Genomic DNA, 14,876 nt, shown 5'->3' on the forward strand with positions numbered 1-14,876 from the left:
GTGCCCACCCGTTCCGCCCTGCGGAACGATTGCCCACAACCCGGGGGCCGCTCAGCTTCTGAGTGCGGCGATCGCCGAGGCCAGGGCCTCTCCCACGTCCGGTACGGCGACGTGGACGCCGTCGTGGACGATCGTCCGGCCGCCCACCACCACGTGGTGCACGTCCGCCGCCGTCGCCGCGAAGACCGCCGTCTCCGCCGCCAGGCGCGGGACCGGGCCGGCGGTGCGGACCGAGTCCAGGGTGATCGTGGTGAAGTCGGCCAGGGCGCCGGCCTCCAGGACGCCCGCGTCGGCCCAGCCGAGGGCCGCGTGGCCGTCCGCCGTCGCCGCGCGCAGCAGCGCGGCGGCCGTCCAGTGGCCCCGGGTGCGGGTGCGCAGGCGCTCGTTCAGCTCCATGGCCCGCGCCTCTTCGAGGAGGTCGACGACGGCGTGGCTGTCGCTGCCGAGGGAGAGCGGCGAGCCGGCGCGCTGGAGGGCGACCGCCGGGCCGATGCCGTCGGCGAGGTCCCGTTCGGTGGTCGGGCACATGCAGGTGCCGGTGGACGTCGACCCGATCAGGGCGATGTCCGCATCCGTCATGTGGGTGTTGTGGACGCCCGTCGTGCGCGCGCCCAGGACGCCGTGCTCGGCCAGGAGTCGGGTCGGCGTCATGCCGTGGGCCGCCTGGCAGGCGTCGTTCTCGGCGGTCTGCTCCGAGAGGTGGACGTGGAGGGGCGCGTCGCGCTCCTGCGCCCACCGGGCCACCGTCGACAGCTGGTCGGCCGGGACGGCCCGTACGGAGTGGATCGCCGCCCCGATCCGGACGCCCTCGCGCTCCTTCAGCGCCGAGACCCGCTCCGCCCACTTCTCCGCCGTGCCGTCGGTGAAGCGGAGCTGGTGCTGCTCGGGGGCGGCGCCGAAGCCGGAGGAGAGGTACGCGGTGTCGAGGAGGGTGATGCGGATGCCCGCCTCGGCGGCGGCGGCGACGAGCGCCTCGCCCATCGCGTTGGGGTCGGCGTACGGGGTGCCGCCGGGCGCGTGGTGCAGGTAGTGGAACTCGCCGACGGAGGTGATGCCGGCGAGGGCCATCTCCGCGTACACCGCGCGGGCGAGCGCGAAGTAGCTGTCGGGGGTGAGGCGCTGGGCGACGGAGTACATGACCTCGCGCCAGGTCCAGAAGGTCCCGCTGCCGACCTGGACCGTGCCGCGCAGGGCCCGGTGGAAGGCGTGCGAGTGGGCGTTGGCCAGGCCCGGGATCGTGAGGCCGCGCAGGACGACGGCGCCCGGCGGGGGCGCCTCCACCCCTGTGCGTACGGTCTCGATCCGGCCCCCGGACGTCACCTCCAGGGCCACGCCCGGCTCGACGTCCTTGTCGAGCCAGGCGTGTTCCAGCCAGTACGTCGTCAGCGGCACGCCAGCTCCTCCAGTACGTCGGCGAGTGCGATGACCCCGGCCACGCAGTCGTCCTCGGCGGCGAACTCGGCCGGGGAGTGCGAGACGCCGGTGGGGTTCCGTACGAACAGCATGGCGGTCGGGATCGATTCGGACAGGATGCCCGCGTCGTGTCCCGCGCCCGTGCCGAGGACCGGCACCTTGCCCGAGGTGCCCAGGATCCGGGAGAGCTCGTCGCGCAGGGCGTGCGAGAAGTCCACGACCGGGGTGAACGACTCCCGTACGACGGCGAGGTCGATGCCGTGGCGGTCGGCGTACTCCCGGGCCGCGGCCTCGACGCCCGCGACGACCTTGTCGAGGGAGCCCTGGTCGGCGGCGCGGGCGTCGAGCCAGCCGCGGACCATCGAGGGGATGGCGTTGACGCCGTTCGGCTCGACCGCGATCTTGCCGAAGGTGGCGACGGCGCCCGCGAGTTCGGCCTCGCGACGGGCGGCGAGGACGGTCTCGGCGTAGGTGAGCATCGGGTCGCGGCGGTCGACGAGCCGGGTGGTGCCGGCGTGGTTGGCCTCGCCGGCGAAGTCGTACCGCCAGCGGCCGTGCGGCCAGATGGAGGAGGCGATGCCGACGGCGTCCCCGGACAGGTCCAGGGCGCGGCCCTGCTCGACGTGGAGCTCGACGAAGGCGCCGATGCGGTCCAGTCGCTCGGGGTCGGGGCCGATCCCCGAGGGGTCGTACCCGGCCGCCTCCATGGCCTGCGGGAGGCTGATCCCGTCGGCGTCGCGGAGCTCGTACGCCTGCTCCTTCGTCAGCCGGCCGGCGGTGAGGCGGGAGCCGACGCAGGCGAGGCCGAAGCGGGCTCCTTCCTCGTCGCCGAAGTTGACGATGGCGAGGGGCCGCTTGAACGAGGCGCCGCGGGCGCGGAGTTCGTCGAGTGCGGCGAAGGCGGACACGACGCCGAGGGGGCCGTCGAAGGCGCCGCCGTCGGGGACGGAGTCCAGGTGGGAGCCGGTGACGACGGCGTCGCCGGCCGTCGGGTCGCCGAGCCAGGCCCACTGGTTGCCGTTGCGGTCGGTCTCGACGTCGAGCCGGCGGGCCTCGGCCTGCATGCGGAACCAGAGGCGGCAGTCGGCGTCGGCGGGGGTCCAGGCGTAGCGGCGGTAGCCGCCGGAGGCCGCGTTGCGGCCGATGCCGTGGAGGCTGGTCCACATGGCGTGGAAGCCTGCGCCCACGGCCGCCTCGGGTTCCGGCGCGCGGGCGGGTGCACCCCGGTGGTCGGGTTGCACCCGCCCGTCCCGCCCTGCGGGACGATCGCCCGCAACCACCGTTACTCCCCCTCGCGCATCGGGACGCGGACGCCGCGCTCGTCGGCGACGCGCTCCGCGATGTCGTAGCCGGCGTCGACGTGGCGGATGACGCCCATGCCGGGGTCGTTCGTCAGGACGCGGCGGATCTTCTCGCCGGCGAGCTTCGTGCCGTCGGCGACCGAGACCTGGCCGGCGTGGATGGAGCGGCCCATGCCGACGCCGCCGCCGTGGTGGATGGAGACCCAGGACGCGCCGGAGGCGACGTTCACCATGGCGTTGAGCAGCGGCCAGTCGGCGATGGCGTCGGAGCCGTCGAGCATGGCCTCGGTCTCGCGGTACGGGGAGGCGACGGAGCCGCAGTCGAGGTGGTCGCGGCCGATCGCGAGGGGCGCGGCGAGGGTGCCGTCGGCGACCATGTCGTTGAACATGGAGCCCGCCTTGTCGCGCTCGCCCTGGCCGAGCCAGCAGATGCGGGCGGGCAGGCCCTGGAAGTGGACGCGCTCGCCGGCCATCTTGATCCAGCGGTGGAGGGACTCGTTCTCCGGGAAGAGGTCGAGGATCGCCTTGTCCGTCTTGTGGATGTCCGAGGCCTCGCCGGAGAGGGCGGCCCAGCGGAAGGGGCCCTTGCCCTCGCAGAACAGCGGGCGGATGTAGGCGGGGACGAAGCCGGGGAAGGCGAAGGCGCGGTCGTAGCCGGCGAGCTGGGCCTCGCCGCGGATCGAGTTGCCGTAGTCGAAGACCTCGGCGCCGGCGTCCATGAAGCCGACCATGGCCTCGACGTGCTTGGCCATGGACTCGCGGGAGCGCTGGGTGAAGCCGGCCGGGTCCTTCGCCGCCGCGTCGGCCATGTCCTCGAAGGCGACGCCGACCGGGAGGTAGGAGAGCGGGTCGTGGGCCGAGGTCTGGTCGGTCACGATGTCGATGGGGGCGCCCTCGGCGAGCATCTGCGGGAGCAGCTCGGCGGCGTTGCCGAGGAGGCCGATGGAGAGCGGCTTCCTCTGGTCGCGCGCCTCGGTGGCCAGCTGGAGGGCGTGGGCGAGGTTGTCGGCCTTGACGTCCAGGTAGCGGTGCTCGATGCGGCGCTCGATGGCGCGCGGGTCGCAGTCGATGCAGATGGCGACGCCGTCGTTCATGGTGACGGCGAGGGGCTGGGCGCCGCCCATGCCGCCGAGGCCGGCGGTGAGGGTGATGGTGCCGGCGAGGGTGCCGTTGAACTTCTTGGCGGCGACGGCCGCGAAGGTCTCGTAGGTGCCCTGGAGGATGCCCTGGGTGCCGATGTAGATCCAGGAGCCGGCGGTCATCTGGCCGTACATGGTGAGGCCGAGGTGCTCCAGGCGGCGGAACTCCTCCCAGTTGGCCCAGTCGCCGACCAGGTTGGAGTTGGCGAGGAGGACGCGGGGGGCCCACTCGTGGGTCTGCATGACGCCGACGGGGCGGCCGGACTGGACGAGCATCGTCTCGTCCTGCTTGAGGGTGCGCAGGGTGCGGACCATGGCGTCGAAGGAGCGCCAGTCGCGGGCGGCCTTGCCGGTGCCGCCGTAGACGACGAGCTTGTCGGGGTGCTCGGCGACCTCGGGGTCGAGGTTGTTCTGGAGCATCCGGAGGGCGGCTTCCTGCTGCCATCCCAGGGCGCTCAGTTCCGTACCGCGGGCTGCTCGCACGGGGCGGGGTCCTGACATGGGGGTGCCTCCTCGGAATGTCGTTCAGATATTCACATCTTGGCCCGCTGAATAGTTGTAGTCAACAGGGCGCCCCGGCCGGACGATGGACGAGGATGGGCCGCATGGCCTCCTACCGCCGTGATCTCGCCGTCCGAGCCTCCGTCGACCAAGGTCTCCTCTCCCCCGCGCAGCCGGTCGTCGCCCTCCTCGACACCGCCGGCATCCGCGCCTCCGCCGCCGCCCTGACCAGCGCTTTCGCCGCCGTCACCGACGCACCCGTCCTGCACGCCTTCGCCGTGAAGGCCGCCCCGCTCGTCCCCGTCCTGCGCCTGCTCCACGAGGCGGGGCTCGGCGTCGAGGTCGCGAGCCCCGGCGAGCTGGCCCTCGCCCGCGCGGCCGGCGTCCCGCCCGCGCGGACCGTGCTCGACTCCCCCGCCAAGACCCCGGCCGAGCTCCGCCAGGCCCTCGCGCTCGGGATCGCCGTCAACGCCGACAACCTCCAGGAGCTGGCCAGGCTCGACGCGCTCGTCGCCTCCGTCCCCACCGCCTCACCGCTCGGCCTCCGGGTGAACCCCCAGGTCGGAGCCGGCTCCATCGGCGCGCTCTCGACCGCGACCGCCACCTCCAAGTTCGGCGTGGCGCTCCGCGACGAGGGCGCCCGCGAGACCGTCGTCCGGGCCTTCCTGGACCGGCCCTGGCTGACCCGGCTGCACACCCACACCGGCTCCCAGGGCATCCCGTTCGCCCTCATGGCCCAGGGGGTCGGGGAGGCGTACGCACTCGCCGAGGAGATCAACCGGGCGGCCGGCCGGCAGCAGATCGACACCCTCGACATCGGCGGCGGACTGCCGGTGAACTTCGCCTCCGACGAGGAGACGCCGACGTACGCGGAGTACGCCCGGCTGCTCGCCGACACCGTCCCCGGGCTCCTCGACGGCCGCTACCGGCTCGTCACCGAGTTCGGGCGCTCCCTGCTCGCCAAGCACGGCACGGTCCTCGCCCGGGTGGAGTACACGAAGACCTCCGGCGGCCGCCCGATCGCCGTCACCCACGCGGGCGTGCAGCTGGCCACCCGCACGGTCTACGCCCCCGCCTCCTGGCCCCTGCGCGTCCTCGCGTACGACTCCGAGGGCCGGCCCCGCACCGGGGACGTCACCGTCCAGGACGTGGCGGGCCCCGCCTGCTTCGCCGGGGACCTGCTCGCCACGGGCCGCGCGCTGCCGCTGCTGCACCCGGGCGACGTCGTGGCGGTCCCGGACACCGGCGCGTACTACTTCGCCCACCACTACGCGTACAACAGCCTGCCCCGGCCCGCGATCCACGGCTTCACGGTCGACGACGACGGGGCGGTGGGGTTCACGACCGTGCGCAGGGCCCAGACGCTCGACGAGATCGTCGCCGAGGCGGGCGGGGAACGGGCGGACGCGCTGGTCCGGCAGCCCGCCGGGCAAGGGCCGTCCGATATCCCGAACGTCGTGGAGTCGCGCGGCTGATCCCGTGGAGCCGTGCGACGACCCGGCCCCGGCGGGGCAATTCGAGACAGACAGCGGCATGTTCCGATGGAAAATGCCAGAACTCCTGCCCGGGGCCGGAACGTTCAGTAGCGTCACCGTCACTGCCGCACGTATCCACGCCGCATCGGGAGGGGAATCCGCGTGCCCGGAATCGACGAGTGCCTCCTGGAGGCCATGGCCCTGCCGGGGGCCCGGGGCGCCTCCCTGGTCGACTGGACCAGCGGGCTCGCCCTCGGCACGGCGGGCGACTCACCGGTCGGCGACCACGAGACGACGGCCGCCGAGACCGCCGAACTCGCCCGCTCCGCCGCGGAGTTCGACTCCTTCACGACGGCGGACGGCAGCCCCGGGGCGGGCCCGCCCGTCGAGGACCTGATCGTCACCACCCGCGCCGGCTACCACGTCCTCCGCTTCGTCGAGACCTCCTTCGACAGCAGCGTCTTCCTCCACCTCTGGCTCGACCGCGACTCCGGCAACCTCGCCCTCGCCCGGCTCCGGCTCCGCGACCTCGCCGAGAGACTGGTCCTCGGATGAGCAGGACGGCCGTCTCCCCGATGCTGGTCCGGCTCGCCGCCGAGAAGGCCACCGGCGCCCTGCTGCGCGACCACGGCACGCTCTACCTCGTCGACGGCCGGGTCGTGCACGCCGAGTCGCCCGCCGCCCCCGGCGTCGACGTCCTCCTCACCACCGGCGGCCGACTGCCCCGCGAGGGCTGGGACGAGGCCGTCGACCGGGCCGGGGCGCACCGCGCGGTGGGCCGCTTCCTCGTCGACAGCGGCCGGCTGCACGACGGCGAGCTGGAGATCTGCCACCTCGGCGCCGTCTTCGACGCGGCCTTCTTCGCCCTCTCCCCCACCAGCGGACCGACCCGCTTCCGGTACGGGGTGGGGCACTGGTTCGGGACGGTGCGGCCGGTCTCCGCCGAGGCCGTCGAGCGCGAGACCGTCCGCCGCCGCGAACTCCTCGACGCCGTCTGGCCGTACCCCGCCGTGGACACCGCCCCGGTCGTGCCGCGCCCCGCCTCCCCCGGCCAGACCGTGGGGGCGCGGCAGCGCGCGCTGCTCGCCGCCGCCGACGGGGAGCGGACCCCGGCGGAGCTGGCCCGGCTGCTCGGCCGGCCCGCCTTCCACACGCTCCTCGACGTGCGACGCCTGGCCGCGGCCGGGCTCGTCGAGACCCCGCTCGCCCCCGAACCCGTACCGCCACCCCAGGCACTCTTACCGGCCCTGCCGGTGCCCGATCCCGACATCGCCCTGCTGCGCCGGCTCCGTGACGCCCTGGAGGCACATCTGTGATGAGGCGTGCCCTGCGCATGCGCGCCGAGAGGAGACAGCTCATGACGGCAGAAGCCGAGGTCCTCGGCGAGCTCAGACGGCTGCGGGCGCGGCTGCCCCAGCTCACCGGAGCCCTGGCGGCCAGCGCCGACGGGCTCGTCCTCGCCCACGAGACGGTGGACGGCGAGGCGGAGACCGTGGCCGCGCTGACCGCGGCGGCGCTGGGCGTCGGGCAGCGGCTGACCGACACCACCGGGCAGGGCCGCTTCCGCGAGCTGCTCGTACGCGGCGAGAACGGCTACGTGGCGACGTACGCGGCGGGCGGCTCGGCCGTCCTGACGCTGCTCGCCGAACCCCGGATCAACGTGGGGCGGCTCCATCTGGAGGCCCGCAGGTCCAGCGCCCGGATAGGGGAGCTCGTCGACGGCGCGCTGGAACGCAAAGACCTGAACTGAACCGTCCGAACAGCACCGAGAAGGAAGAAGTACGACACCATGGCGAACACCGAGACCTCCCTCAAGGAAGCCGTCACGATCGAAGGCGCGATCGGCGCGGCCCTCGTCGACTACACCAGCGGCATGGCGCTCGGCACGATCGGCGGCGGCAAGGAGCTCGACCTGAACATGGCCGCGGCGGGCAACACCGACGTCGTCCGGGCCAAGGTCCGGACGATGGAGATGCTGGGGCTCGACGACGAGATCGAGGACATCCTGATCACGCTCGGCGGCCAGTACCACCTGATCCGGCTGCTCAAGGGGCGCGGCACCAACGGCCTCTTCCTCTACCTGGCGCTCGACAAGGGCCGCGCGAACCTGGCGATGGCCCGCCACCAGCTGAAGAAGATCGAGGCCGAGCTGGAGGTCTGACGGCCCCGGGGCCTACTCGACGAACAGGCCCCGGGTCGCCGCCTTCGTGTCGAACTCCTCCAGGCGCGCCTGCGCGTCGGGGAGTTCGTCCGCCATGGCCTCCAGGAGGACCCGGCCGAGCAGCATCGGCGCACAGGCGGTGTCGAAGGCGAGTCCGGTGCCGACGGCTGCGGGGATCAGCAGGTCGCTGTGGGCGGCGACGGGCGCGAACGCCGACTCGGCGACGGTCACGACCGTGAGCCCGGCCTTCCGCGCGTACTCCAGGGCCTCGACGACCTCCCGGGGGTGCCGGGGCAGCGCGAAGCAGAGCAGGGCCGTGGCCCCGGCCCGTACGGCCGCGTCGACGCGGTCCGTGAGCATCGAGCCGCCCTCGTCGAGGAGCCGGACGTCCGGGTGGACCTTGGCGGCGAAGTAGGCGAAGCCCCGCGCCTGCGAGGAGGCGGCGCGCAGTCCGAGCACGGGGAGCGGGCGAGAGCCGGCGAGGAGCCGGCCGGCCCGCTCGACGGGGGCGGGGTCGGCGAGGAGTCCGGCGAGGTGCTGGAGGTTCTCGATCTCGGCGAGGACGGCCTGCTGGTACTCGTTGAGGCCCGAGGTCTCCTCGGCGGCCGCGGGCATGCTCTCCCGCAGGTGCTTGCGCAGGGCCGGGTAGCCGTCGAAGCCGAGGGCGACGGCGAAGCGGGTGACGGAGGGCTGGCTGACGCCGGCGAGTTCGGCGAGCTCGACGCTGGACAGGAACGGCACGTCGCCGGCGCGCCGCACCATGCAGTGCGCGATCCGCCGCTGCGTGGGTGTCAGCCGGTGCCCTTCGAAGAGCGCCTGCAGCCGGCCGGCCGGGCTGTCGCTCATGCCGCCCCCTTTCACCTATTCATCCATGAACTTCTTGCATAAGGATATGCACACCGGGTGCCGGGCGGCAGGGGTGTCAGCCGCCGCAGGGCTCCCCGGGGCCGTGGGCCGTGACCCGGGGCCGCGGCGGGCCGCCCTTCGGGAGGTCGATGGTGAAGCAGCGGGTGGCCATGGCGTCGGCCGGTCCGAACACGGGCACGGTCCGTTCGTAACCGCGGGAGAACCGGACGAGGACCCGGGTGCCGTGCTCCGTGCGGCGCACCTCGGTGACCGCTCCGAGGTGCGGGCCGTCGCCGGCGAAGCGGTCGAGGGCGTCCCGTACGTCCCGCACGGAGGGGGCGACGCCCTTCTCGGCGACGAGGACGTCGGCGAACCGCGCCGCGTCCGCCCGGGTGGCCTCGAAGGCATCCCGTTCCCGGGCGTCCTGGCGGAGGTCGGCGACGGCGGAACAGGCGGCGAGCGCCACGGCGGGAGCGAGCAGAACCGCGGCCAGGACCTTGGCCCAGGGTGGGGTTCCGCCTCTGCGTTCGGTTTTCACTGGGCCCCGAGGTTACCCGGGAAGCTCGTCCGGTGTACGGGGGAAAGCCTGTGAACAGGCCGCGGTACCGGCGGTGTCGGGGTGCGGCTCCCCCGGCTGACGCACCGGGTGCACCGGCCGGAGCCGGCGGCACCTCTCCCGGCCCTCGCCGACATGCGAACGGGCCCCCGCAGGCGGGGGCCCGTTCGCATGGGGCGGGATTGCGCGGGGACCGCCGCACCCCCGTTGCCGGGGGGCGGGACGACGGCGGTCCCCGCGGGGACGCGGGTCCGGGTCAGGGCCGGTCTCCGCGTCCGCGGCGTCCGACAGAAGCCCGGGAGCCGCTCCGGAAGTCCGTGACGCCGACGACCACCAATGTGCCGGACGCGTGTTAAGCCGGTGCTGCGGGTACGTGTCGCCCTCGTACCGGTTGTGCGAACCGCCGACGTGCTACTTCGTGCCGCCGTTGGCCAGGAAGGCCAGCAGGTCCTGACGGCTCACCACACCGGTCGGCTTGCCCTCGACCAGCACGATCGCCGCGTCGGCGGACTCGCCGAGGACGGACATCAGGTCGGCGACCGGCTCGCCCGAGCCGACCTGCGGCAGCGGCGCGCTCATGTGCTGCTCCAGCGGGTCCTCCAGGGAGGCCTTCTTGGTGAAGAGGTGGTCGAGGAGCTCGCGCTCGACGACCGAGCCGACGACCTCGGCCGCCATGACGTCGGGGTGGCCGGCGCCGGGCTTCACGATGGGCATCTGGGAGACGCCGTACTCGCGCAGCACCTCGATGGCCTGGCCGACGGTCTCGTCCGGGTGCATGTGGACGAGGGACGGCAGGCCGCCCTCCTTGTGGCGCAGGACGTCGGCGACGGTGGCGGTGGAGGTGTCCTCCAGGAAGCCGTGCCCGGCCATCCACTCGTCGCTGAAGATCTTCGACATGTACCCGCGGCCCGAGTCCGGCAGCAGGACGACGACGACGTCGTCCGGGCCGAGGTCCTTGGCGACCTCCAGGGCCGCGACGACGGCCATGCCGCAGGAGCCGCCGACGAGGAGGCCCTCCTCCTTGGCGAGGCGGCGGGTCATCTGGAAGGAGTCCTTGTCGGACACCGCGACGATCCGGTCCGTGACGTTCCGGTCGTAAGCGGTCGGCCAGAAGTCCTCGCCGACGCCCTCGACCAGGTACGGACGGCCGGAACCGCCCGAGTAGACCGAGCCCTCCGGGTCCGCGCCGATCACCTTCACCTTCCCGCCGCTGACCTCCTTGAGGTAGTTGCCGGTGCCGGAGATCGTGCCGCCGGTGCCGACGCCCGCGACGAAGTGGGTGATCTTCCCGTCCGTCTGGTCCCAGAGCTCGGGACCGGTGGTCTCGTAGTGCGAGCGCGGGTTGTTCGGGTTCGAGTACTGGTCGGGCTTCCAGGCGCCCGGCGTCTCGCGGACGAGCCGGTCCGAGACGTTGTAGTACGAGTCGGGGTGCTCGGGGTCGACGGCCGTGGGGCAGACCACGACCTCGGCGCCGTAGGCCCGCAGCACGTTGATCTTGTCGAGCGACACCTTGTCGGGGCAGACGAAGATGCACTTGTAGCCCTTCTGCTGGGCCACGATCGCCAGGCCGACGCCGGTGTTGCCGGACGTGGGCTCGACGATGGTGCCGCCGGGCTTGAGCTCACCGCTCTGCTCCGCCGCCTCGATCATGCGCAGGGCGATCCGGTCCTTGACCGAGCCGCCGGGGTTGAAGTACTCGACCTTGGCCAGAACGGTCGCCTGAATGCCCGCTGTGACGTTGTTGAGCTTCACCAGCGGGGTGTTGCCGACGAGGCTGATCATCGAGTCGTGGAATTGCACCGTAATCTCCGGGGTCTCCGTAATGGTGTGGCCAGCGTATGCGTAGTCGGAGCGGGTTACGGGGCAGTTAGACCCTGAACGGCTTGAAGGAGGTGACGGCCCCCATGTCGAGGGCGAGGGTGGCGCGGCGGATCGCCGCGGGTGCGGCGTACGGCGGCGGGAGCATCGGGCTGATCGGCGTGGCGGCGGTGGGGGTCCTCCTGGCCGAGGCGCAGCTGGCCAAGCGCACGGTCTACGGCGCCCCGGCACCGCTGCCGCCGGTGGCGGACGGCCTCTACGGCCGCGCCTTCGGCACGGAGGACCCGCTGCGGCTGGCCCTTCTGGGTGATTCCACGGCGGCGGGCCAGGGCGTCCGCCGCTCGGGGCAGACGCCGGGTGCGCTCCTCGCGTCCGGACTCGCGGCCGTGGCCGAGCGGCCGGTGGTCCTGCGGAACGTGGCGCTCTCGGGGGCGCGCTCGGACGACCTGGAACGCCAGGTGTCGCTGCTCCTCTCACAGCCGCTCGGGCCGCCGGACGTGTGCGTGATCATGATCGGCGCGAACGACGTCACGCACCGCCTGCCGCCCACGCAGTCCGTGCGGCTGCTCGCCTCGGCGGTGCGCCGGCTGCGGACGGCGGGCGCGGAGGTGGTGGTCGGCACCTGCCCGGACCTGGGCACGATCGAGCCCGTCTACCAGCCGCTGCGCTGGCTGGCCCGGCGGGCCTCGCGGCAGCTGGCGGCGGCGCAGACGATCGTGGTCGTGGAGCAGGGGGGCCGGACGGTGTCCCTGGGCGACCTCCTCGGGCCCGAGTTCGCGGCGAACCCGCGCGAGATGTTCGGGATCGACAGCTTCCACCCCTCGGCGGAGGGGTACGCGACGGCGGCGATGGCCGTCCTGCCGACGCTCTGCGCCGCGCTGGGCGTCTGGCCGGAGGCGGACCGGCTGGAGCCGGAGCGGCGGGAGAACATGCTGCCGGTGGCGAAGGCCGCGGCGGAGGCGGTGCGGGAAGCGGGGACGGAGGTCACGGGCGCCCGCGCTCCGTGGGCGCTCCTGAAGCACCGCCGCCGGCGCCGCCTCCCGGTCCCCCCGGAGCCTTCCCCGGAGGACGCCCAGGCGTGACCCTGTCAGGGGGGCTCCCGTACGGGGTCCCGACTGAGCGCCCGCTTAGAAAAGAGGTCCGCGTCACACCGTCCAAGCGGTGACCCGTGCGGTACGTACGGGTAACTTCCCTTTCAGTCCGCTCACTCCGCACCCTCATGGAGCCGTGATGCCCGAAGCCGTGATCGTCTCGACCGCCCGTTCGCCCATCGGCCGGGCCTTCAAGGGCTCCCTCAAGGACCTGCGGCCGGACGACCTCACCGCGACCATCGTCCAGGCCGCCCTGGCGAAGGTGCCGGAGCTGGACCCGCGCGACATCGACGACCTGATGCTGGGCTGCGGCCTCCCCGGTGGCGAGCAGGGCAACAACCTGGGCCGGATCGTCGCCGTGCAGATGGGCATGGACCACCTGCCGGGCTGCACGATCACCCGTTACTGCTCCTCCTCGCTGCAGACCTCCCGCATGGCGCTGCACGCGATCAAGGCGGGCGAGGGCGACGTCTTCATCTCGGCCGGCGTCGAGATGGTGTCCCGCTTCGTGAAGGGCAACTCGGACTCGCTGCCCGACACGCACAACCCGCTCTTCGCCGACGCGGAGGCCCGTACGAAGGCCGTCGCGGAGTCCGAGGGCTCCACCTGGCACGACCCGCGCGAGGACGGCCTCGTCCCGGACGCGTACATCGCGATGGGCCAGACCGCGGAGAACCTGGCCCGCTGGAAGGGCATCAGCCGCCAGGAGATGGACGAGTTCGGCGTGCGGTCGCAGAACCTCGCCGAGCAGGCCATCAAGAACGGCTTCTGGGAGCGCGAGATCACCCCGGTGACGCTGCCGGACGGCACGGTCGTCTCCGCGGACGACGGCCCGCGCGCGGGCGTCACGCTGGAGGGCGTGCAGGGCCTCAAGCCGGTCTTCCGCCCCGACGGCCTGGTCACCGCCGCCAACTGCTGCCCGCTGAACGACGGCGCCGCCGCGCTCGTGATCATGTCCGACACCAAGGCCCGCGAGCTCGGCCTGACCCCGCTGGCCCGGATCGTCTCCACCGGCGTCTCCGGCCTCTCCCCCGAGATCATGGGCCTCGGCCCGGTCGAGGCCTCGAAGCAGGCCCTCAAGCGCGCCGGCCTGACGATCGGCGACATCGACCTCGCCGAGATCAACGAGGCCTTCGCCGCCCAGGTCATCCCGTCCTACCAGGACCTGGGCCTGGACCTGGACAAGGTGAACGTCAACGGTGGCGCCATCGCCGTCGGCCACCCCTTCGGCATGACCGGCGCCCGGATCACCGGCACGCTGATCAACAGCCTCCAGTTCCACGACAAGCAGTTCGGCCTGGAGACCATGTGCGTCGGCGGCGGCCAGGGCATGGCCATGGTCATCGAGCGACTGAGCTGAGCCGTAGCGGAGGGTAGGGGTCGCCCGAGGAACGAGGGCGGCACCTGCCCGCAGCGGTGGCGAAGCTCAGTGCGACCAAGGAAGCGAGCGACTGAGCTGATCCAGGGGCCGGGCTGATCCAGGGGCCGACCTCATCCCCCGCTCTCCACGGGCCGAGCCCGTCAACCGCACCGCGTCCGAGCCGTGACCGAATCTCCCCCAGGATGTGACCTACATCCCGGGGGAGTTCGTTTTCCCAGGTCAGAGCTGTTCCGGGACTAAACACCTGGCAGAAATACCTGTCCAATTCGTGACGTAATGCACTGACAGCGGGCACCACCCCGGGACAAGCTGATGTAGGAAGTCGGGGGATCGTCTCGGAATCGGGAGTACGTCAGTGAGCGCCATGTCTCTTGCCCTGCTGCTGACCACGGCCGCTGCCACGGCCGTGGGCGCTGCTGCCCTGCACGCCGTCCACGGTCTCCGCAAGGAGGTCACCGCCCTCCGGGGCGAGCTGGCCGCCGGTCACGGCGGGACGATCCCGGCCGCCCGCACCTCGCCCGCCGCCGAGATACGGGCCGCGGTCGCCGAGGCGCTGGCCGAGGAGCGCGAGCGCGAGCTCGCGGAGGCGCGCGCCTTCTGGGCCGCGCAGGAGGCCCGGGACGCGGCCGACGCCCCGTCCCTGCTCGGCGGTCTGGGCGGCCCGGCCGACGACGGCACCTTCTTCGTGCCGCGCCAGACCGACTTCGTGGGTCTGGAGGCGATGGCCCTGGAGGCCATGGAGGCGGAGGCCGCCTCGCTGGACGGCCCCGAGGCGCTGGACTCCTTCGACGAGTACCCCGAGGACTCGGCGGAGCTGGCCGCGGCCCGCCGCCGGCACCCCTCGCACCCGGACTTCGTGCCGGTGCAGACGCCCGTGGTGACCGACCACGAGCGGACGGTGGCCCGCCTGGAGGAGCTCGCGGACACCCGCACCGCGCTCACCGACGTCCGCCCGGGCCCGCTCGGCACCCTCGACGTGTACGTCTTCGCGGACGGCACCACGCTCTGCATGACCCCCGGCCACCGCGAGACCGCGGAGCGCCTCGCCGAGGCCCTGCGCGCGGGCCGCACCCCGGTCCTGCTCGGCGGCTCGGGCGTCTCGGGCGCCTTCGCCCTGACCTTCTCGTACGGCGACACGGACGAGGAGAACGTCTACATCCTCGCGGACCGCGTGATCGCCTCCCTGTAGGGCCC

14 protein-coding genes are annotated in these 14,876 nt (G+C 73.2%); 8 read left to right on the forward strand and 6 right to left on the reverse strand.

The genetic code is table 11. From position 1 onward, the window contains the following. Nucleotides 1-51: 51 nt before the first annotated feature. The 3 genes from ABZ318_RS09400 to hutU form a co-directional block, all read right to left on the reverse strand. Entirely contained in the window at nucleotides 52-1,392 is a 1,341-nt protein-coding gene (locus ABZ318_RS09400; RefSeq protein ID WP_356901875.1) for a formimidoylglutamate deiminase, read from the reverse strand. Beyond that, nucleotides 1,383-2,579 (reverse strand): allantoate amidohydrolase, encoded by a 1,197-nt coding sequence (locus ABZ318_RS09405; RefSeq protein ID WP_356901876.1) that lies wholly within the window; start codon nucleotides 2,577-2,579, stop codon nucleotides 1,383-1,385. The genes ABZ318_RS09400 and ABZ318_RS09405 overlap by 10 nt, the downstream gene beginning before the upstream one ends. A gap of 116 nt (nucleotides 2,580-2,695) precedes the next feature. Further along, complete coding sequence (hutU, locus tag ABZ318_RS09410; protein ID WP_356901877.1) at nucleotides 2,696-4,354, reverse strand: urocanate hydratase; 1,659 nt, start codon at nucleotides 4,352-4,354, stop codon at nucleotides 2,696-2,698. Between the two features lie 95 nt (nucleotides 4,355-4,449). Between hutU and ABZ318_RS09415 the strand changes: the two genes are divergently transcribed. The 5 genes from ABZ318_RS09415 (at nucleotide 4,450) to ABZ318_RS09435 (ending at nucleotide 7,990) form a co-directional block, all read left to right on the forward strand. After that, entirely contained in the window at nucleotides 4,450-5,829 is a 1,380-nt protein-coding gene (locus ABZ318_RS09415; RefSeq protein WP_356901878.1) for a diaminopimelate decarboxylase, read from the forward strand. 162 nt (nucleotides 5,830-5,991) lie between these two features. Then, complete coding sequence (locus tag ABZ318_RS09420) at nucleotides 5,992-6,384, forward strand: hypothetical protein (protein ID WP_356901879.1); 393 nt, start codon at nucleotides 5,992-5,994, stop codon at nucleotides 6,382-6,384. Further along, a complete protein-coding gene (locus ABZ318_RS09425) occupies nucleotides 6,381-7,145 on the forward strand; it encodes a transcriptional regulator (RefSeq protein ID WP_356901880.1) in 765 nt (254 codons plus the stop codon). The genes ABZ318_RS09420 and ABZ318_RS09425 overlap by 4 nt, the downstream gene beginning before the upstream one ends. A 41-nt stretch (nucleotides 7,146-7,186) precedes the next feature. Beyond that, the gene (locus tag ABZ318_RS09430; RefSeq protein ID WP_356901881.1) at nucleotides 7,187-7,579 is read left to right on the forward strand and encodes a roadblock/LC7 domain-containing protein; all 393 of its coding nucleotides are present in this window, start codon (nucleotides 7,187-7,189) and stop codon (nucleotides 7,577-7,579) included. A gap of 39 nt (nucleotides 7,580-7,618) precedes the next feature. Beyond that, nucleotides 7,619-7,990 carry a hypothetical protein gene (locus tag ABZ318_RS09435; RefSeq protein ID WP_356901882.1) on the forward strand — a complete coding sequence of 124 codons (372 nt, stop codon included), beginning with the start codon at nucleotides 7,619-7,621 and terminating at the stop codon, nucleotides 7,988-7,990. 12 nt (nucleotides 7,991-8,002) lie between these two features. Here ABZ318_RS09435 and ABZ318_RS09440 read toward each other — a convergent pair whose 3' ends face one another. From ABZ318_RS09440 to ABZ318_RS09450, 3 genes are all read right to left on the reverse strand, one after another. Further along, nucleotides 8,003-8,836, reverse strand: coding sequence for a MurR/RpiR family transcriptional regulator (locus ABZ318_RS09440; RefSeq protein ID WP_356901883.1), 834 nt, complete (start codon nucleotides 8,834-8,836; stop codon nucleotides 8,003-8,005). Nucleotides 8,837-8,912: 76 nt separating this feature from the next. Beyond that, nucleotides 8,913-9,374 carry a hypothetical protein gene (locus ABZ318_RS09445; protein ID WP_356901884.1) on the reverse strand — a complete coding sequence of 154 codons (462 nt, stop codon included), beginning with the start codon at nucleotides 9,372-9,374 and terminating at the stop codon, nucleotides 8,913-8,915. A 429-nt stretch (nucleotides 9,375-9,803) separates the two neighbouring features. Next, on the reverse strand, nucleotides 9,804-11,192 hold the full coding sequence (locus ABZ318_RS09450) for a cystathionine beta-synthase (protein WP_356901885.1): 1,389 nt from the start codon (nucleotides 11,190-11,192) through the stop codon (nucleotides 9,804-9,806). Between the two features lie 104 nt (nucleotides 11,193-11,296). On the opposite strand from ABZ318_RS09450, the gene ABZ318_RS09455 reads away from it, so the two are divergent. The 3 genes from ABZ318_RS09455 to ABZ318_RS09465 all read left to right on the forward strand — a co-directional run bounded on the left by ABZ318_RS09455 (nucleotide 11,297) and on the right by ABZ318_RS09465 (nucleotide 14,871). Beyond that, a complete protein-coding gene (locus tag ABZ318_RS09455; protein ID WP_356901886.1) occupies nucleotides 11,297-12,292 on the forward strand; it encodes an SGNH/GDSL hydrolase family protein in 996 nt (331 codons plus the stop codon). A 148-nt stretch (nucleotides 12,293-12,440) separates the two neighbouring features. Then, complete coding sequence (locus ABZ318_RS09460) at nucleotides 12,441-13,661, forward strand: acetyl-CoA C-acetyltransferase (protein ID WP_356901887.1); 1,221 nt, start codon at nucleotides 12,441-12,443, stop codon at nucleotides 13,659-13,661. A 376-nt stretch (nucleotides 13,662-14,037) separates the two neighbouring features. Next, entirely contained in the window at nucleotides 14,038-14,871 is an 834-nt protein-coding gene (locus ABZ318_RS09465; RefSeq protein ID WP_356901888.1) for a hypothetical protein, read from the forward strand. Nucleotides 14,872-14,876 lie beyond the last annotated feature (5 nt).

The organism is Streptomyces sp. NPDC006197 (assembly GCF_040613865.1).
Classification (GTDB): Bacteria; Actinomycetota; Actinomycetes; order Streptomycetales; family Streptomycetaceae; genus Streptomyces.